Below are 18,784 nucleotides of genomic sequence, written 5' to 3'. Positions count from 1 at the left end.
TCCCGGGGCACCCCCGCGTCGTACGCACGTTGACAGACCCGGGCCGCCGGTAGGGTGGCCCGGTTGTCATACGTAGCCCCAGCCCCAGCCCCAGCCATAGCCGTCGCAGAGCCGCCCGACCCACCACCCCCGGAGACCGTGACTACCACCGCCGCCAACGCTTCCCCCGGCACCGCCCATCACCTCTCGCCCGCCTTCCCCGGCCGTGCCCCCTGGGGTACCGCCAGCAAGCTGCGTGCCTGGCAGCAGAAGGCGATGGAGAGGTATCTCCAGGAGCAGCCGCGTGACTTTCTCGCCGTCGCCACCCCTGGCGCAGGCAAGACGACGTTCGCGCTGACGCTCGCCTCCTGGCTGTTGCACCACCATGTCGTGCAGCAGGTGACCGTGGTCGCGCCCACCGAGCATCTGAAGAAGCAGTGGGCCGAGGCGGCGGCGCGGATAGGGATCAAGCTGGACCCCGAGTACAGCGCCGGGCCGCTCAGCAAGGAGTACCACGGCGTCGCCGTGACGTACGCCGGGATCGGCGTGCGGCCCATGCTGCATCGGAACCGGGTCGAGCAGCGCAAGACGCTTGTCATTCTCGACGAGATCCACCATGCCGGGGACTCCAAGTCCTGGGGCGAGGCCTGTCTCGAGGCCTTCGAGCCCGCCACGCGCCGGCTCGCGCTGACCGGTACGCCGTTCCGCTCCGACACCAACCCCATTCCCTTCGTCGCGTACGAAGAAGGGAATGACGGGATTCGGCGGTCCTCCGCCGACTACACCTACGGGTACGGGAACGCGCTGGCCGACCATGTCGTGCGGCCCGTCATCTTCCTCTCCTACAGCGGGCAGATGCGGTGGCGGACCAAGGCCGGGGACGAGATCGCCGCCCGGCTCGGCGAGCCGATGACCAAGGACGCCATCTCGCAGGCCTGGCGTACGGCCCTGGACCCGCGCGGTGAGTGGATGCCCAGCGTGCTGCGCGCCGCCGACAAGCGGCTGACCGAGGTGCGGAAGGGGATTCCGGACGCCGGGGCGCTCGTCATCGCCACCGACCAGGAATCCGCCCGCGCCTACGCCAAACTGATCCGCGACATCACCGGGACCAAGGCGACGGTCGTCCTCTCCGACGACACCGGCGCCTCCAACCGCATCGACGAGTTCGCCAACAACGACTCCCGCTGGATGGTCGCCGTCCGCATGGTGTCCGAGGGGGTGGATGTGCCTCGGCTCGCCGTCGGCGTGTACGCCACCACCATCTCCACCCCCCTCTTCTTCGCCCAGGCCGTCGGACGCTTCGTGCGGTCCCGGCGGCGTGGCGAGACGGCCTCCGTGTTCCTGCCGACCGTCCCCGACCTCCTCACCTTCGCCAACGAGATGGAGGTCGAGCGCGACCACGCCCTCGACAAGCCCAAGAAGCAGGGCGAGGAGGACCCGTACGCCGAGTCCGAGAAGGAGATGGACGAGGCGAACAAGGAGGAGGACGAGGACACCGGCGAGCAGGAGCAGTTCTCCTTCGAGGCGCTGGAGTCCGACGCCGTCTTCGACCGGGTGCTGTACGACGGCGCCGAGTTCGGCATGCAGGCGCACCCGGGGAGCGAGGAGGAGCAGGACTACCTCGGGATTCCGGGGCTGTTGGAGCCCGACCAGGTGCAGATGCTGTTGCAGAAGCGGCAGGCCCGGCAGATCGCGCACAGCCGTAAGAAGCCCGACGGCGAGGCCGACCTCCTCGAACTGCCCGCCGAGCGGCGGCCCGTGGTCTCCCACAAGGAGATGCTGGAGCTGCGGAAGCAGCTCAACACCATGGTCGGCGCGTACGTCCATCAGACCGGCAAGCCGCACGGGGTGATCCACACCGAGCTGCGGCGCGCCTGCGGCGGGCCCCCGAGCGCCGAGGCGACCGCGGGACAGTTGCGACAGCGCATCGCCAAAGTGCAGGAATGGGCGACCCGGATGCGGTGATCGCCCCACCGACGCCCGGCGTGTCCGGTGAGGGGGCGTGGGCGGTCGTGCGCACGCTGTGCATATCGGGAGGAAGCGCAGTAGTCCGTACCGCGGAGTGACCGGATTCTGGACGGAGCCTTCCGCTGAGCGAACTGCCTTCGCTACTGTCCCCGAACGTACACGCCCCGTGGCAGCGCCGCCGCGGAGCGCAGTCGTAAAGCGACAGCGTCCGGGAGAGCCCTGGGCCGCCGCCGATCGGCCGCCTCTGACGCGCGTCGCCCACGGGACCGGCGACGCACCTGCCGCCAGGGAGCTGCCGACCTCACCACGTGAAGGAGTGGGCGTCGTGACCGCGGAGACCTCCCAGACGCTCGACCGGGGACTGCGCGTCCTCAAGCTGCTCGCCGACACCGACCACGGTCTGACCGTCACCGAACTGTCGACCCGGCTCGGCGTGAACCGGACCGTCGTGTACCGGCTGCTGGCCACCCTGGAACAGCACGCGCTCGTACGCCGTGATCTGGGCGGCCGGGCGAGGGTGGGGCTGGGAGTGTTGCGGCTCGGCCGGCAGGTGCACCCTCTTGTACGGGAGGCCGCGCTGCCCGCGCTCAGGTCGCTGGCCGAGGACATAGGCGCCACCGCCCATCTGACCCTGGTCGACGGGACGGAGGCGCTCGCCGTGGCCGTCGTCGAGCCGACCTGGACCGACTACCACGTGGCGTACCGGGCCGGTTTCCGGCATCCTCTGGAGCGCGGCGCGGCCGGCAAGGCCATCCTCTCCGCCCGGCAGCAGCCCCCCATCGACCCCGGATACACCCTCACGCACGGGGAGCTGGAGGCCGGCGCGAGCGGGGCCGCGGCCCCGCTGATCGGCGTGACGGGGGTCGAGGGGAGCGTGGGGGTTGTCATGCTCGCCGATGCGGTGCCCGAGCGGGTGGGCCCGCGGGTCATGGACGCGGCCCGGGAAGTGTCCGAGGCGCTGCGCTGACCGCCGGGCTCCCGTAGGGGAGGGGGCGGGCTCCCGTGGGTGAGGGGCGGGGTGGCCGCCCCTGGCCGGAAGGGGCCCCCACGTTAGATTGACCTCGTGCTCTCTCGCCTCACGCGCCCCCGGGCCGTCGCCGTCTGTGCCCTGCCCGTAGTGGCCCTGCTCGCCACGGCCGTGTTCGCGCCGCTGCCGTTCGCCGTGGCGCAGCCCGGGATGACGGCGAACGTGCTCGGCGACAACGACGGCGACGCGGTCATCACCATCACCGGCGCGACGACCCGCGAGACGCGCGGCGAGCTGCGGATGACGACGATCGAGGCGACCGGCCCGGACACCCACGTGAGCCTCGGCGACGTACTCGACGGCTGGTTCCGTACCGACCAGGCCGTGATGCCGCGCGACTCGGTCTACCCGAGCGGCAACAGCACCAAGGAGATCCAGGAGCACAACGAGGCCGAGATGAAGGAGTCGCAGGACGCGGCGGCCGAGGCGGCCCTGAAGTACCTGGACGAGGACTCCGGCAGGATCAAGGTCAGCCTGAAGCTGTCCGACGTCGGTGGTCCGAGCGCCGGGCTCCTGTTCTCCCTCGGCGTCGTCGACAAGCTCGACGGCGACGGCAAGGGCGGTGACCTGACCGGCGGTCGCACCATCGCCGGTACGGGGACGATCGACGAGGACGGGAAGGTCGGTGCGGTGGGGGGCGTCGCCCTGAAGACGCGGGCCGCGCGGCGGGACGGGGCGACCGTCTTCCTGGTGCCGAAGGCGGAGTGCTCGGATGCGGAGTCGGAGCTTCCGAAGGGGTTGCGGCTGATTCCGGTCACTTCGCTCAAGGGGGCGATCGAGGCGTTGGTGGCGTTGGAGACGGGGCGGGGGTCGGTGCCGGGCTGTTAGCTCCGCCGGGTACGCGGTTCTTCGGCTGCGGGCCCAGTGGGGGCTTGTCGCGCCCCGCGGCGGAGCCGTTGGTCGATACAGCCCCGCGCCCCTGAAGGACCCCCGGCCCCGCCCTGTCTCACCTCACCAGCGGTGTCTCGCGTCCTCCTGCGACGAGCAGCGATGTCGCGCGACTCGCCGGCGTCTCCCAGAAGACGGCCTCGCGCGTGACGAACAACGAGCCGTACGTCCGTGAAGAACTCCGGACGCGAGTCCTGCGGGCGGCCGAGCAACTCGGGTACCGCCCGAACGGCGCGGCGCGCAACCTCGCTTCGGGCCGGAGCCGGCGTCTCGGTGTGATCTCCCTCGGCACCCGCCTCCACGGGCCCATGACCATGCTCGTCGCCATAGAGCGCTCGGCGCGCCGGCTCGGCTACCGGGATTCATTCGCAGTGCATCGGGCTTCAGCCTGGTGGTGAAGCGAATCTGATGGCTGCGACGCGGAGCGTCGCAGGTTCTTGTCCGGCGGAGCTGGGTGCTGCTCACACGGGCCGGTTCTGTCGTTCGATGTACTGCCTGACCGCGGTGAGTGGGGCGCCGCCGACGGTGCCGGCGAAGTAGGAGCCGGACCAGAGTTTGTTGGCCCGCCAGTAGCGCTGTACCAGGTCGGGGAATTCCTGGCGCAGGCGGCGGGAGGAGACGCCTTTGAGGGAGTTGACGAGTTTGGTGACGGCGACCTTGGGCGGGAAGTTCACCAGGAGGTGGACGTGGTTGTCCTCGCCGTTGAACTCCATCAGCTCGCACTCGAAGTCCGTGCACACCGACCGCATGATCTCCTCCATCCGCGTCAGATGGGCATCGGTGAACACGTTGTGCCGGAGCTTGGTCACGAAGACCAAGTGGACGTGCATCATGAAAATACAGTGCCGGCCAGTTCTGATCTTCCGCGTCTCGCCCATAACCCAAGTATGTAGCGTGACGGTCATGCAGCTTCGGTACGCCTTCAGGTTGTACCCGGACTCCGGCCAGCGAACGGCACTGGCGAAGGCGTTCGGGTGCGCCCGCGTCGTGTTCAACGACGCGGTGCGCGCCCGCGAGGACGCCCGCGCGGCAGGGCTGGCCTTCCCCACCGCCGGACATCTGTCGAAGCAGCTGATCACTCAGGCGAAACAGACGGACGCACGGTCGTGGCTGGGCGAGGTGTCCGCCGTCGTGCTGCAGCAGTCCCTGCGCGATGTGGAGGCGGCCTACAAGAACTTCTTCGCCTCTCTCAAGGGCGGGCGCAAGGGCCCGAGGATGGGTGCGCCCCGGTTCAAGTCCCGCAAGGACAACCGGCAGTCGATCCGGTTCACGGCCAATGCCCGCTGGTCGGTCACCGGTAGTGGTCGGCTGAACCTGCCGAGGATCGGGGCGGTGAAGGTGACGTGGTCCCGGACTCTGCCCACCACCCCGACCTCGGTCACCGTGATCAAGGACGCGGCCGGACGGTACTTCGCGTCCTTCGTGATCGACACCGACCCGCATGCCGACGCCACCCGCATGCCGGACACCGACCAAACGGTCGGCATCGACCTGGGCCTGACCCACTTCGCGATCCTCGACGACGGCACGAAGATCGACAGTCCTCGGTTTCTGCGCCGCGCGGAGAAGAAGCTGAAGAAGGCCCAGCGGGAGCTGTCCCGCAAACAGAAGGGATCGAAGAACCGGAACAAGGCCCGCCTGAAGGTCGCTCGCGCCCACGCGAAGGTGGCCGACGCCCGCCGCGAGTTCCACCACCGGCTCTCCATGAAGCTGATCCGCGACAACCAAGCGATCGGTGTGGAGGACCTGGCGGTCAAGGGACTGGCGTGCACCAGGCTGGCGAAGAGTGTGCATGACGCGGGCTGGGCGCAGTTCGTGGCCATGCTGGAGTACAAGGCGGTCCGGTACGGCCGGTCCCTGGTGAAGGTCGGCAGGTTCGAGCCGACCAGCCAGGTCTGCTCGGCCTGCGGGGCCAAGGACGGACCCAAACCCCTGAACGTCAGGGAGTGGACCTGTACGGCCTGCGGTGCGGTGCACGATCGGGATCACAATGCAGCGAAGAATGTGAAAACGGCCGCCGGACTGGCGGTGACAGCCTGTGGAGCGCAGGTCAGACCAGGACTCGTCCCGGCACAGCGCGACGAAGCAGGAAGCCACGGATTCCCCTCCGAACCCCGTGCCGCGTAGCGGCACAGCAACGGAAGAGAAGGCCAGAATCCCCGGGCTTCAGCCCGGGAGCAAGTCAATCGGTCAGCGTCGCCCACACCACCGAGGACGACGAACACAGCACCGCCGAGGCCATCGACAGCCTCCTCGAACAGGGTGTCGACGGCATCGTGCTGTCGGAGGCGATCGACGAGGGAAGCCCCGTCAAGGTCTGGCTGGACGTTCCGATCCTCACCATCGGGCGGTTTCCCGGTCTGGTCGCGGCGCGGCGCATCCGGTCGGCGGAGAAGTCGGACCGCAGTGGGTATGTGGCGACCCGGCACCTCATCGACCTGGGGCACACCGAGATCCGGCATGTCTCGGGGCCCGGCCAGTGGTGGGCGTCCCGCGACCGTGCGGAGGGCTGGCGGTCGGCACTGACCGAGGCGGGCCTGCCCGTGGCGGAGCCCGTCGAGGGGGACTGGTCCTGCGCGAGCGGCTACGAGGCGGGCCTGCGGCTGGCGGCCGACGAGGCGATGACCGCGGTCTTCGCGGCCAACGACGACATGGCGATCGGCCTGGTCAGAGCGTTGCACGAGCGTGGCCGTCGGGTCCCGGACGAGGTGAGCGTCGTGGGCATGGACGACATCCCGGCCGCCCGGTTCCAGCAGCCCGCGCTGACCACGGTGGCGCAGGACTTCGACGCGGTGGCCACCGAGGGCATCGGCCTCCTGGTCGACGAGATCACGAACCCCGGCTCGACGGAACGCGTCCTGCACGAGGTGGACCCGCCGTTGGTCGTACGGGAGTCGAGTGGGCGGCCACGGTCACTGCCGGACAGGTCGTAGGTCCTAGGCGATCCGGGGCCTCGGCGGCGCGGAGGCCAGCCGCAGGCCCACCTCTACGAGGGTCCAGCCGACGCGGGTACGCAGATCCTGCGAGCCGGAGCGCTTGGCGGCGAGGGCGAGTCGGTGGGCGTCGGCCTCGGCGCGGAGGTCGACGACGCGGAGGTGATGGGGGGCGAGGTAGGGCTCGGGGTTCATCGGGCGGCAGCCTCTCAGTCCGTCTTGACGGGGAACAGGTGGGTGTGGACGCGCACTTGCTCTGTTTCGGGGCTGTCCTTGTCGGGGGTGAGGCTGCGGTAGCCCTCGATCAGTTCGTGCATCTTGTGGATGAGGTCCTCGGCGAGGTCGGGCGTCAGTTGCAGCGTCGCGCTGCTCATGTCCGAGCCGCGTGACCACGCCTGGGGCCAGTCGTCCCGGGTGCCGAGCCAGGTGGACAGCTCGCGGGTGTGGCTGTTCGCGATCTCGTGCAGGTACAGCTCGGTCGCTCCGCGCAACTCGGGGTCTGCGTCCTTGAACTGGCTGCTGTCGAAGGACAGCCCCTGGTACACCGCCTTCCACCACCGCTCCCGCCCCTTGCCGCGCTCCGGCGCGTCCTCGACGAAGCCGTGTGTGGCGAGCTGGCGCAGGTGGTAGCTGGTCGCCCCGCTGGACTCGCCGAGCTTCTCGGCCAGTTGGGACGCCGTCGCCGGACCGCGCCGACGTAGAGCGTCCAGCAACTGCATCCGCAGCGGATGGGCGAGGCCGCGCAGCGAGCGGGCGTCGAGGTGACGCACCTTGCGCTCTTCGTTGGCCGTCCGCTCTTGGTTCTCCGGGCGTTCCTCGTGCTCCGTCATGCATGCAAAGGTAGCCTTGCAAAGAAACCATTGCAAGTACTTCTTTGCAGCGCCTTCTTTGTAACTCGGCTCAGTCGCCGTGCTCCGAAGCCGCCTGCTCCACCAGTGGGATGATCCGCAGCGGAACGGGGTTCTCCATGACGATCGCCGTGGCGGCCCGGTCGATGCCGTCAAAGCCGACGACCCGGTCGATCACCCGCTGGAGATCGGCGTTCGAGCGGGCCACGAGCCGGCACAGCATGTCCCCGCTGCCGGTGGTCGTGTGCAGCTCCAGCACCTCCGGTACGGACGCCAAGTGGGCCCGTACGTCCGGCCCTTGGCCCTGCCGGATCTGGAGCGTCGCGAAGGCGGTGACCGGGTAGCCGAGGGCCGCCGGGTCCACCTGCGGCCCGAAGCCCCGGATGACGCCGTTCGACTGGAGCCGGTCGAGACGCGCCTGCGCCGTCCCCCGCGCCACTCCGAGCCGCCGGGACATCTCCAGTACGCCGATCCGCGGCTCTCGCGCGAGCAGCACGATGATCCGCCCGTCCAGCTCGTCGATCGTCACAGCAGCCCCCCAGATGGGATGGTCATCCTGTACAGAAAGCCCGTAAGTCCGCGCCTACAGCTGAGCAGAATGTCCAGCTCCAGCGCAAACTGTTGCGCATCTTGCCGTGGCGGGACCAGGCTGCGGCCATGACGCAGACCACACACCACACTCCCGACACCGCCCGGCAGGCAGATCCCTTCCCGGTCAAGGGAATGGACGCGGTCGTCTTCGCCGTGGGCAACGCCAAGCAGGCGGCGCACTACTACTCCACGGCCTTCGGCATGCGGCTCGTCGCCTACTCCGGACCGGAGACGGGCAGCCGAGAGACGGCGTCGTACGTCCTGGAGAACGGCTCCGCCCGGTTCGTGTTCACCTCCGTCGTCAAGCCCGCCACCACCTGGGGCCACTTCCTGGCCGCACATGTGGCCGAGCACGGCGACGGCGTCGTCGACCTCGCCATCGAGGTCCCGGACGCCCGCGCCGCGTACACGTACGCCGTCGAGCACGGCGCCCGCTCGCTGGCCGAGCCGTACGAGCTGAAGGACGAGCACGGCTCGGTCGTCCTCGCCGTGATCGCCACGTACGGCCAGACCCGCCACACCCTCGTCGAGCGCACGGGGTACGACGGCCCGTACCTCCCGGGGTTCGCCGCCGCGACCCCGATCGTCGAACCGCCCGCCCGGCGCACCTTCCAGGCGATCGACCACTGCGTGGGCAACGTCGAACTCGGCCACATGGACGAATGGGTCGGCTTCTACAACAGGGTCATGGGCTTCACGAACATGAAGGAGTTCGTGGGCGACGACATCGCCACCGAGTACAGCGCGCTGATGTCGAAGGTCGTCGCCGACGGGACGCTGAAGGTCAAGTTCCCGATCAACGAGCCGGCCATCGCCAAGAAGAAGTCCCAGATCGACGAGTATCTGGAGTTCTACGGCGGCGCGGGCGTCCAGCACATCGCCCTGAACTCGGGCGACATCGTCGAGACCGTACGGACCATGCGGGCGGCCGGGGTCCAGTTCCTCGACACGCCCGACTCGTACTACGACACCCTGGGGGAGTGGGCCGGCGACACCCGCGTGCCCGTCGAGACCCTCCGCGAGCTGAAGATCCTCGTCGACCGCGACGAGGACGGCTACCTGCTCCAGATCTTCACCAAGCCGGTCCAGGACCGCCCGACCGTCTTCTTCGAGATCATCGAACGGCACGGCTCGATGGGCTTCGGCAAGGGCAACTTCAAGGCCCTCTTCGAGGCGATCGAGCGCGAACAGGACAAGCGCGGCAACCTGTAACCCTGAATCTCTGTAACTCCGTAACCGGTTTGTATCTGCGGTCAGTTGGGCGGTCCCGACGCCACGGGATCGCCCAGCCCCGCCAACGCCTCCTTCGCCGCCGGTACGCCCACCGGCGAGAAGTACGGGTTGATCCGCAGCGCCTCCTCCAGATGCCGGCGTGCGGGACCCGTCAGCCCCAACTCCCGCTCGATCATGCCCCGGTGGTACACGTACAGGGCGCTGCGCACCTCGGCGCCGTGCTCCTTGTCGGTCGTCCGCCCAGCCCAGGCGAGTGCCTCCTCGGCCTTGCCCGCCCGGTGCAACGCCCAGCCCAGCGCGTCCGCGACATCGAGCCCCGGCTGCCGCGCCCACTCCGCGCGCAGCCGCCGTACGGCCGACCCCGCGTCCCCGTGGTCCGCCTCGAACCGCCCGAGCAACAACTCGCTGTCAACGCCGCCGAGTTGCTCCTTCGCGACTCGGGCCCGCAGCACGGCGTACTGCGCCCGCGCCTCCGTCGGCCGGCCCAGGGAGTCGTACAACTCGCCCAGCTCCAAGGCGTATTGAGGCGACGGCTGCTTGGCGAGGGACGCCCGGTACGCGATCGCCGCCTCCCGCGTACGGCCCAGCGCGGCCAACGCCCGCCCCTCGCTCGCCCGCGCCGACGACAGCCCGGGGTCGAGCCGCAGGGCGGCCTCGAAGTGCCGCAGCGCGTCGGCCGGTTCGCCGCGTTCCCACGCCAACTCGCCTGCCCTGTAGTGCCATTCGGCCTCCTCGGCCGGGGTCGAGGCCCGCGCCGCCGCGTCCGCGAGCGCCGCCTGCGCGTCCTCGCGCCACCCCCGGTCCCGGTACACACCCGCCGCCCGCGCCATCACCGCCGGTACCGCCGTCCCGGAACGCAGCCCCTGCAGTCGCTCCAGCGTCCGCCGGACCGCCTTGTGGTCGCCGAGACCCGTGTACGCGTCGAGCAGCGCCGGGTACGACGTCCAGCGCTTCGGCGCCTGCCGCAGGGCCGCCTCGCCCCACGTCCGGGCGGCCGGGAAGTCACGCCGCGCGTTCGCCAGCGCGGCCATGCCCACGAGCCCCTCGGCGTTCCGGCCCCCGGCCGCCGGCCGCACCTTCAGCGACGTACGCAGTGCCCGTTCCGCCCTCGGGAAGTCGGCGGCGTCCGCCGTCCGCCGCCCGCGCTCCACATAGGCCGAGCCGAGCTGCGCCCAGGCCTGCCCGTCACGCGCATGGGTGCGTACGTATGCCTCACGATCGCCGATGAACACCGCCAGGTCGGGCAGCGCGGCGGGCACCCCGCCGGTCACCGCCAGCTCCGCCCGGGCCGCCGGACCCGGCGCCGGTGCGGACGCCGGGGCAGGCAGGTCAGGGGGCAGCAGCATCAACGCGCCGCCGAGTACCGCACACCCCGCGAGTGCGGCGATCAACGGGCGAGGAAGGACACGTACACGACCACGGCCACGGACTCTCTCCATCTCCATGGCGCTCACTGTGCGTCAATACGACGACCGGATTCCCGTATCGAAAGCGCCCCGCAGCCGGGGTTCACACCGATGGCCCCGGGTGCGACGCTGTGATCATGAGCCGTATCCAAGCCGCACCCGACGAAGCCCAGGGCAACCTCACGGACCGGCTGCTCGCGGAGCTGCCGGCCGAGGCCGTGCTCACCGATCCCGACGTCACCGCCGCCTACGCGAACGACATGGCGAGCTTCTGCGAGGCGGGCACCCCGGCCGTCGTGGTCCTGCCGCGCACCGTCGAGCAGGTCCAGCACGTCATGCGCGTCGCCACCGAACTGCGCGTCCCGGTGGTCCCGCAGGGTGCCCGTACCGGGCTGTCGGGCGCGGCCAACGCGTCCGAGGGCTGCATCGTGCTGTCGCTCGTGAAGATGGACCGGATCCTGGAGATCAACCCGGTCGACCGCATCGCCGTCGTCGAGCCCGGCGTCATCAACGCGACGCTCTCCCGCGCGGTCAACGAACACGGCCTGTACTACCCGCCGGACCCCTCCAGCTGGGAGATGTGCACGATCGGCGGCAACATCGGCACCGCGTCGGGCGGGCTGTGCTGCGTGAAGTACGGGGTGACCGCCGAGTACGTACTCGGGCTGGACGTCGTCCTCGCCGACGGTCGGCTCATGTCCACCGGGCGCCGGACCGCGAAGGGCGTCGCCGGATACGACCTCACCCGCCTGTTCGTGGGCTCGGAGGGCTCCCTCGGCATCGTCGTACGGGCGGTGCTGGCGCTGAAGCCGCAGCCACCCCAGCAACTGGTCCTGGCCGCCGAGTTCGGGTCGGCCGCCGCCGCCTGCGACGCCGTGTGCCGGATCATGGCGGGCGGTCACGTGCCGTCCCTCCTCGAACTCATGGACCGTACGACCGTCAAGGCGGTCAACGCGCTGGCGAACATGGGCCTGCCGGAGACCACCGAGGCGCTCCTCCTCTGCGCCTTCGACACCCACGACCCCGCCGCCGACCTGGCCGCCGTCGGCGCGCTCTGCGAAGCGGCCGGGGCGACGCAGGTGGTCCCCGCCGACGATGCCGCCGAGTCCGAACTCCTCCTCCAAGCACGGCGGTTGTGCCTCGTCGCGCTCGAAGCGGTCAAGGGCACGACGATGATCGACGACGTGTGCGTACCCCGGTCGCGGCTCGCCGAACTGCTGGAGGGGGTCGAGCGCATCGCCGAGAAGTACCAGCTGACCATCGGGGTGTGCGCCCACGCGGGCGACGGCAACACCCACCCCACGGTCTGCTTCGACGCCCAGGACCCCGACGAGTCCCGGCGGGCCCGCGAGTCCTTCGACGAGATCATGGCCCTCGGCCTGGAACTCGACGGCACGATCACCGGCGAGCACGGCGTCGGCATCCTCAAGAAGGAGTGGCTGGCACGCGAGCTGGGCCCGGTGGGCGTGGAGATGCAGCGGGCGGTCAAGGCCGCCTTCGATCCGCTGGGCCTCCTGAACCCGGGAAAACTGTTCTGAACGACCGGCGGTACGTGTCACACGTGCGGTGCGAGTCATACGTACCCCTCCCCGTCCTGGGACTCGTCCGACGGCCACGGGTCACGCAGCCACAGGTCATCGGCCACGGTGGGTGCGAGCAGCTCGGCGAGGCCGTCGTCGATGCCGAGCTGCTCGGCCTCAGAGCCCGGGGGGACCGCCCGAAGGGTGCGCTCCAGCCACGCCGACACCTGAGCGGTGGGTGCCTCCAGCAGGGCGTCTCCGTCGGGTGAGCTCAGCGCCATGAGGATGACGCTGCGCCCGTCGACCTTCGTCGGCCACACCCGGACGTCACCGTGCCCGCACGGCCGGAACACCCCCTCGACGAGGAGTTCGCGGGCGAACGTCCAGTTCACGGGGTTCTCGGAACCGATGTGGAAGGCGATGTGGACGGCGAACGGATCGTTGGTGCGGTAGGTGAGGCGGGCGGGGACCGGGATGCTCCGCTCCGGCGACAGGATGAGTTTCAGCTCCAGTTCCCGTTCCACCACGGTGTTCATCGCGTGGTTCATGGCGGGCACTTCCTCTCTCTCCACGAGCGCGACAGGCGTCTCGTACGGGGCCCGCGGTGGGCCCGTACGAGGAGAGAGCGCGGGAACGCGTCAGCATTACGCGGGTTCCGAGAGGTTTTTCGGAGAAGTTTTTTGCGAACGCTGTCGGAGCCGTCGCGACAGATGTCAGAAGCTGTCACGAAGGGAGTAGGTAGCGCGGGAGGGGCATCGGCGCATGCGCCGGTCTGATAGATGTGGGGCACCCCAAATGACCCCCGACAGATACGGGACGACGGACATGAGCGCCCCAACCCCGGCACCCGGTGACGACAGGCCCCGCGAAGGGTTTTACCCGGACCCGTCCATTCCTGGATATGTCCGGTTCTGGAACGGCACCGCCTGGGTGCCGGGCACCAGCCGCCCGGCGCAGTCCGACGGTGCGCCCGCCGCGGCGCGGGTCGAGGAGACCGGGCCGCACTTCTTCGACGAGGACCCGCACTCGCCGGCCGGCGAGCCGCGTCGGGCGACCCCGGCCGAGGCCCAGCACGGCAGCCGGCCCGAACCGGCGTCCGCCTGGGGTGCCGACCGCTCGCACCAGTCCGGGTTCGGCGGTGACCGGGACCGCCAGGTCTCCTGGGGCTTCCCGGCACCGGCCGCCGACCCGAGAACCACCGACCCCAGGGGGGCGCACGAGCCCCCGGTCCAGCCGGACGGGCGGTCGGCGCGTACGGACGGTTCGGCGACGATCCCGCCGATGGAACCGGACGCCGGTGACGTGCCCGAGTCGGGCACGTTCGTGTTCCGCCGGCCCACCCCCGGACCGGCCGCCACCGGCGCCGAGGGAGGCGTCCCCGGCACCCGTGGCCCCGTGCCCTCCGAGGGCACCATGACCTTCCGTGCGCTCTCCCCGCGCACGGGGCGCGAGGGCGGGGCGGGCGGCGCGCAGCCGGGGAGCACGAGCTCGCCGGAGGGCGCACAGGGCCCTGTCACGGCACCCGCACCCGCACCCTCGCCCGGAAACGGCCGCGGCTTCGGCGCCGGAAAGGCCGCGGCGGCCCGCGCGGCGTCGGCCCAGGGCGCGAACCCCGCCCTGCTGCCCCCGCCCCCGGCCGTTCCCCAGCAGAACACTCCCGGAGCCGGTGCGGCCATGGGCCCCGGCGTCGGCGGCGGCCAGCCCTCCTGGGCCCAGCAGGTGCACCGCCTGGGCGGGGCCGAGGAGGACGGAGAGCAGCGCCTCGCGCCCTGGAAGCCGCCTGTCGAGGACGTGTTCCAGGCCGCCGCCCGCCGACAGGCGTCGGCCCGTCCGGCGGGCCTCGGCAAGCGGCTGTTCGCGCGGCTCGTGGACACCCTGGTCGTCGGCGCCCTCACCGCCGCGGCGGCCGTACCGCTGGGCACCATGGCCGCCGACCACATCACGGAGAAGATCGACGCGGCCAAGCTCTCCGGCGAGACCGTGACCGTATGGCTGCTGGACGGCACGACCGGGATGTACCTGGGCATCGTGCTGGCCGTGCTGCTGCTGGCCGGGATCCTGTCCGAGGTGTGGCCCACGGCCAAGTGGGGCCGCACCCTCGGCAAGAAGCTGGTCGGTCTGGAGGTCCGGGACATCGAGGGCCACGAGCCGCCGTCGTTCGGCGGGGCCCTGCGCCGCTGGCTCGTCTACGCCGTCCCCGGACTGCTCGGCATCGGTGTCGTGGGTGTCCTGTGGTGCCTGTTCGACCGCCCGTGGCGCCAGTGCTGGCACGACAAGGCGGCGCACACCTTCGTGGCGGGCTGAGCGCACACCGATATACGTCGGCCGTACGTTCGACGCGGGGCGGCCGGGTACGGCGTACGGATCGCCTGATCCGGTCCCCCGGACGGCCCCTCGCCGGATGCGGAGCCGGGTGGTTCGCGGTCCACTCGGGCCATGAGCAGCGAACCGCCTCCCGGCTCCGGTCAGCAGCCACCGGACGACGACCCGTTCAGGAAGCAGCCACCGCCTCCGTCGTACGGCGCGGGCGATCCGTACGGCAGCTCAGGCCCCGCCGGCGGCGGCTCGCCGTACGGAGGCGGCGGCCAGCCCTACACGGGCGCCGGCGGCCCACCCTATGCAGGCGGCGGCGGTGATCCGTACGGCGGTGCGGGCGACCCCCTCGCGGGCATGCCCCCGCTCGCCGACGGCGGCCGGCGCGTGCTCGCGCGGCTCATCGACATGATCCTCGTCGGGATCGTCGTCTGGCTGCTCACCTGGGGTTTCAACGTCAACGAGTACGACGTCGACGGCGACAACATGGACTACGGCCGCTCGGTCGGCCAGTCGGTGATCGCCGCCGTGCTCTACATCGCGTACGACACGATCCTGATCTCCCGCACCGGGCAGACGCTCGGCAAGAAGTGGCTACGGCTCCGGGTGGCCAACCTCGACAACGGTGCCACGCCCTCCGTGCAGAGCGCGCTCGTCCGGTCGCTCGTCCTGTGGATCCCGTTCGCGTTCTGCTGCGCCTGCATCTGGACGGCGATCTCGGGCGGCTGGAGCTTCTTCGACAAGCCGTACAGGCAGGGCCTGCACGACAAGGCGGCCAAGACGGTGGTGGTCAGCACCGGTTGATCCGATTGATCCGGTGATCAACTCCGGGGACGGCAACGGCGGTTGGGCGGGCCCGCTTCAATGCGGGCCCGCCCAACCGCCGTTGGCGGAGCGGAAGGGTTCGGGGTGCTTCAGTCCTGCTGTCCCGAGGAGGCCGGTACCGGGACGCGTTCGCGCGGTGCCTGGGCGGCCGACGAGGCGACGATCTGTGAGGTCGCCCGGGCCGGCCTGGACCGGGGAACGGTCATGGCGACCAGCAGTCCCAGGACGAGTCCCACGAGGGCGATCAGCGCGACCCCCGGACCCGAATCCGTCTGAGACAGCAGCAGCATGGCGAGCGTCGAGAGAATCACGGTGCACGAACCGTAGGTGAGCTGTGCGACGGTCGGACGAGGCGCGGTCTGACGAGGCATGGCAATCGAGTCCTCGTTGGATTCGGGAGTGAGGGGAGCGGGTCGGCGTGGCTTCCACCGGGCATCCGGCGTTCCGCCAACCGACTCTAATCGCGTCCATGCCCGACTGGAACGCGCAGTAAGCGTGACCTAACCCACGGCTCCGGAGCACAGGGGGCGCACGGAGTCACAGCGTCCAGCAACTGGACGCGCCCGCGCGCCGGTTGGGCGACACGGTTGGGCGACACGTCGGACGTGCTCCCGATGTCCGTAAAGCGGACCCCTGGCGGAGATATGGCGGCTGCCAACTCCACATAATGCACTTGACCTGTCCAAGTCAAGGTCTGTCTTTTCTTCTAAACCTCTAGTCAAATTACGTCACTTGACTACACGCGTATACCGCCCGCGGAGAGCTTCCGAACCAGGAACCCCCCATCCGCGCGGACGGACGCGGGGGAGGGACCCTCAAGTGACCAGCAGACCCTGGACGTTCAGAACGGCGGCCGTCGGTGTGGCACTCGCCACAGCCGCCGCCACCTTCTCCACCTACGCCATCGCCGAGGCCGATTCGAGCGCTTCGGCCGCGCCGGCCGCGAACCGGCACGACCCGGCGGAGCAGCAGCACGCGGACCACGATCTCGACGGCCCGCTGAGCAAGACCCAGGAGGCCCAGCGCGAGGAAGCGCTCAACCAGGTCATCTCCGGCGAGGCCACGGCCAAGAACCGCAACGGTTCGCAGGTCGTGCAGCTGAAGAGCGGCAAGGGCAAGGGCAAGTACGTCGAACTGGGCCGGGAGAAGACCGACAAGATCTTCACGATCCTGGTCGAGTTCGGCGACCAGGTCGACAGCCGCTACGGCGGCACGCCCGGCCCGTTGCACAACAAGATAGCCAAGCCGGACCGCACCCAGGACAACAGCACGGCCTGGCAGGCGGACTACAACACCGACCACTTCCAGAAGCTCTACTTCGGCACCGGCAAGAACGTCGAGTCGATGAAGAAGTACTACGAGAAGCAGTCCTCGGGCCGCTACTCGGTCGAGGGCACCGTCTCGGACTGGGTCAAGGTCCCCTACAACGAGGCCCGTTACGGCTCCAACCTGGCCAACGACGGCGCCTGGTACGCGGTCCAGGACGGTGTCACCGCATGGGTCGCGGCGCAGGAGGCAGCAGGCGCGACCGACGCGGCGATCAAGGCACAGCTCGCCGCGTACGACCAGTGGGACCGCTACGACTTCGACGCCGACGGCAACTTCAACGAGCCCGACGGCTACATCGACCACTTCCAGATCGTGCACGCCGGTGAGGACGAGTCCGCGGGCGGCGGCGCCCAGGGCGAGGACGCCATCTGGGCCCACCGCTGGTACGCGTTCGGCACCGACGCCGGCTCGACCGGCCCGGCCGGCAACCAGCTCGGCGGCGCCCAGATCGGCGACACCGGCATCTGGGTCGGCGACTACACCATCCAGCCGGAGAACGGCGGACTCGGCGTCTTCGCCCACGAGTACGGCCACGACCTCGGTCTGCCGGACCACTACGACACCACCAACACCGGTGAGAACTCGACCGGTTTCTGGACTCTGATGTCGTCCGGTTCCTGGCTCGGCACCGGTGGCGACAACATCGGCAACCTGCCCGGCGACATGAACGCCTGGGACAAGCTCCAGCTGGGCTGGCTCAACTACGACACGGCGAAGGCCGGGAAGAAGTCGAACCACAAGCTGGGCGTCGCCGAGTACAACACCAAGAACGCGCAGGCGCTCGTCGTCGAACTGCCCGAGAAGACGGTCACCACCGACATCGTCGCCCCGGCGCAGGGCGCGACCCAGTGGTGGAGCGGCAGCGACAACAACCTCTCCAACACGCTGACCCGTTCGGTCGACCTCACCGGCAAGTCCTCGGCCACCCTGACCCTGGACGGCTGGTACGACATCGAGGCCGACTACGACTTCCTCTACACGGAGGTCTCCACCAACGGCGGCGCCACCTACACGCCTCTCGACGGCACGGTCGACGGCGCTGCCATCCCGCGTGACGGCAGCGGCAACCCGGCGCTCACCGGCACGGTGGACGCGTACAAGAAGCTGTCGTACTCCCTGAACGCCTACGCGGGCAAGAAGTTCGACCTGCGCTTCCGCTACACGTCCGACGGCGGCGTCTCCCAGAAGGGCTTCGCGGCCGACGAGATCACCGTCACCGCCGACGGCGCCACGGTCTTCGCCGACAACGCGGAGAGCGCGGACGCGGCGTGGACGACGAAGGGCTTCTCGCGCATCGGCGCGGGCATCACGGACGACTACCCGCAGTACTACATCGCCGAGAACCGCCAGTACGTGTCGTACGACAAGACCCTCAAGGTCGGCCCGTACAACTTCGGCTTCTCGACGACCCGTCCGTCCTGGGTCGAGCACTTCCCGTACCAGAACGGCCTGTTGATCTGGAAGTGGGACACCTCCCAGAACGACAACAACGTGACCGCGCACAACGGTCTCGGCAAGATCCTCCCGGTGGACGCGCACCCGACCCCGCTGAAGTGGGCGGACGGCACGCTGATGCGCAGCCGCATCCAGTCCTACGACTCCCCGTTCAGCCTGTACCGCACGGACGCGCTCCGGCTCCACAAGGCGGACGTGCTCACGAAGGTCGCCTCCCAGAAGGGCGTGCCGGTCTTCAACGACCACACCTCCACGTACTACGACGCGGCGACCCCGCTGGCGGGCGTGAAGATCACTGACACCAACACCAAGATCAAGATCGTCAAGGAGGCCAAGGACGGCTCCACGATCTCGCTCCAGGTGGGCCCCGCGGTGAAGTAGTCCACATAATCGCAGGTCAGAGCATGATCGGCCGTGACCCCCTGGCGGGTCGCGGCCGATCGTGTTTAGGTGCCTCCTGTGCCTTTCT

At 69.9% G+C, this 18,784-nt stretch carries 17 protein-coding genes and 1 pseudogene; 11 read left to right on the top strand and 7 right to left on the bottom strand.

Features of this window, described 5'->3' with window-relative positions:
* The first annotated feature begins 138 nt into the window (after positions 1-138).
* The 4 genes and pseudogenes from G3I56_RS03515 to G3I56_RS03500 all read left to right on the top strand — a co-directional run.
* Positions 139-1,944, top strand: a complete 1,806-nt coding sequence (locus G3I56_RS03515; RefSeq protein WP_164407055.1) for a DEAD/DEAH box helicase — start codon at positions 139-141, stop codon at positions 1,942-1,944.
* A gap of 328 nt (positions 1,945-2,272) precedes the next feature.
* Positions 2,273-2,914, top strand: a complete 642-nt coding sequence (locus G3I56_RS03510) for a helix-turn-helix domain-containing protein (protein WP_164407053.1) — start codon at positions 2,273-2,275, stop codon at positions 2,912-2,914.
* Positions 2,915-3,010: 96 nt separating this feature from the next.
* The gene (locus G3I56_RS03505; protein WP_164407052.1) at positions 3,011-3,802 is read left to right on the top strand and encodes a S16 family serine protease; all 792 of its coding nucleotides are present in this window, start codon (positions 3,011-3,013) and stop codon (positions 3,800-3,802) included.
* Between the two features lie 113 nt (positions 3,803-3,915).
* Positions 3,916-4,218, top strand: a pseudogene (locus G3I56_RS03500) (LacI family DNA-binding transcriptional regulator); the annotation flags it as partial.
* A 105-nt stretch (positions 4,219-4,323) separates the two neighbouring features.
* Here the strand turns inward: G3I56_RS03500 and tnpA are convergent.
* Positions 4,324-4,740: an IS200/IS605 family transposase gene (tnpA, locus tag G3I56_RS03495; RefSeq protein ID WP_164407262.1), complete on the bottom strand. Its 417-nt coding sequence runs from the start codon at positions 4,738-4,740 to the stop codon at positions 4,324-4,326.
* Between the two features lie 25 nt (positions 4,741-4,765).
* Here tnpA and G3I56_RS03490 point away from each other — a divergent pair, with 25 nt between their 5' ends.
* A complete protein-coding gene (locus G3I56_RS03490; protein ID WP_164407051.1) occupies positions 4,766-5,989 on the top strand; it encodes an RNA-guided endonuclease TnpB family protein in 1,224 nt (407 codons plus the stop codon).
* Positions 5,899-6,795 (top strand): substrate-binding domain-containing protein, encoded by an 897-nt coding sequence (locus tag G3I56_RS03485; protein ID WP_239134697.1) that lies wholly within the window; start codon positions 5,899-5,901, stop codon positions 6,793-6,795. Before G3I56_RS03490 ends, G3I56_RS03485 begins: the two co-directional genes overlap by 91 nt.
* Positions 6,796-6,798: 3 nt before the next feature.
* Here G3I56_RS03485 and G3I56_RS03480 read toward each other — a convergent pair whose 3' ends face one another.
* The 3 genes from G3I56_RS03480 to G3I56_RS03470 form a co-directional block, all read right to left on the bottom strand.
* Positions 6,799-6,990: a hypothetical protein gene (locus G3I56_RS03480; RefSeq protein ID WP_164407050.1), complete on the bottom strand. Its 192-nt coding sequence runs from the start codon at positions 6,988-6,990 to the stop codon at positions 6,799-6,801.
* A 14-nt stretch (positions 6,991-7,004) separates the two neighbouring features.
* On the bottom strand, positions 7,005-7,625 hold the full coding sequence (locus tag G3I56_RS03475; RefSeq protein WP_164407048.1) for a helix-turn-helix domain-containing protein: 621 nt from the start codon (positions 7,623-7,625) through the stop codon (positions 7,005-7,007).
* Between the two features lie 70 nt (positions 7,626-7,695).
* Positions 7,696-8,172: an Lrp/AsnC family transcriptional regulator gene (locus tag G3I56_RS03470; RefSeq protein WP_053741599.1), complete on the bottom strand. Its 477-nt coding sequence runs from the start codon at positions 8,170-8,172 to the stop codon at positions 7,696-7,698.
* Positions 8,173-8,300: 128 nt separating this feature from the next.
* Between G3I56_RS03470 and hppD the strand changes: the two genes are divergently transcribed.
* Positions 8,301-9,446, top strand: a complete 1,146-nt coding sequence (hppD, locus tag G3I56_RS03465) for a 4-hydroxyphenylpyruvate dioxygenase (RefSeq protein WP_164407047.1) — start codon at positions 8,301-8,303, stop codon at positions 9,444-9,446.
* A 41-nt stretch (positions 9,447-9,487) separates the two neighbouring features.
* On the opposite strand, the gene G3I56_RS03460 is transcribed toward hppD, so the two are convergent.
* Positions 9,488-10,912, bottom strand: a complete 1,425-nt coding sequence (locus tag G3I56_RS03460; RefSeq protein WP_164407046.1) for a tetratricopeptide repeat protein — start codon at positions 10,910-10,912, stop codon at positions 9,488-9,490.
* 92 nt (positions 10,913-11,004) lie between these two features.
* On the opposite strand from G3I56_RS03460, the gene G3I56_RS03455 reads away from it, so the two are divergent.
* Complete coding sequence (locus G3I56_RS03455; protein WP_164407045.1) at positions 11,005-12,411, top strand: FAD-linked oxidase C-terminal domain-containing protein; 1,407 nt, start codon at positions 11,005-11,007, stop codon at positions 12,409-12,411.
* Between the two features lie 35 nt (positions 12,412-12,446).
* Here G3I56_RS03455 and G3I56_RS03450 read toward each other — a convergent pair whose 3' ends face one another.
* Positions 12,447-12,941 carry an SsgA family sporulation/cell division regulator gene (locus G3I56_RS03450; RefSeq protein ID WP_203688967.1) on the bottom strand — a complete coding sequence of 165 codons (495 nt, stop codon included), beginning with the start codon at positions 12,939-12,941 and terminating at the stop codon, positions 12,447-12,449.
* 277 nt (positions 12,942-13,218) lie between these two features.
* Here G3I56_RS03450 and G3I56_RS03445 point away from each other — a divergent pair, with 277 nt between their 5' ends.
* Both G3I56_RS03445 and G3I56_RS03440 read left to right on the top strand, forming a co-directional pair.
* Complete coding sequence (locus G3I56_RS03445; RefSeq protein ID WP_164407260.1) at positions 13,219-14,697, top strand: RDD family protein; 1,479 nt, start codon at positions 13,219-13,221, stop codon at positions 14,695-14,697.
* A 132-nt stretch (positions 14,698-14,829) separates the two neighbouring features.
* Positions 14,830-15,510: an RDD family protein gene (locus G3I56_RS03440; RefSeq protein ID WP_164407043.1), complete on the top strand. Its 681-nt coding sequence runs from the start codon at positions 14,830-14,832 to the stop codon at positions 15,508-15,510.
* Positions 15,511-15,620: 110 nt separating this feature from the next.
* Here G3I56_RS03440 and G3I56_RS03435 read toward each other — a convergent pair whose 3' ends face one another.
* The gene (locus G3I56_RS03435; RefSeq protein WP_164407042.1) at positions 15,621-15,902 is read right to left on the bottom strand and encodes a hypothetical protein; all 282 of its coding nucleotides are present in this window, start codon (positions 15,900-15,902) and stop codon (positions 15,621-15,623) included.
* Positions 15,903-16,350: 448 nt separating this feature from the next.
* On the opposite strand from G3I56_RS03435, the gene G3I56_RS03430 reads away from it, so the two are divergent.
* Positions 16,351-18,696 carry an immune inhibitor A domain-containing protein gene (locus G3I56_RS03430; RefSeq protein WP_164407041.1) on the top strand — a complete coding sequence of 782 codons (2,346 nt, stop codon included), beginning with the start codon at positions 16,351-16,353 and terminating at the stop codon, positions 18,694-18,696.
* Positions 18,697-18,784: the final 88 nt, after the last annotated feature.

Origin of the sequence: Streptomyces sp. SID12488 (assembly GCF_010548275.1) — a bacterium.
In the GTDB taxonomy this organism is placed as follows: Bacteria; Actinomycetota; Actinomycetes; order Streptomycetales; family Streptomycetaceae; genus Streptomyces.
Note: the sequence above shows the minus strand (reverse complement) of the source record. Positions and strands in the feature narration are given on the sequence as shown.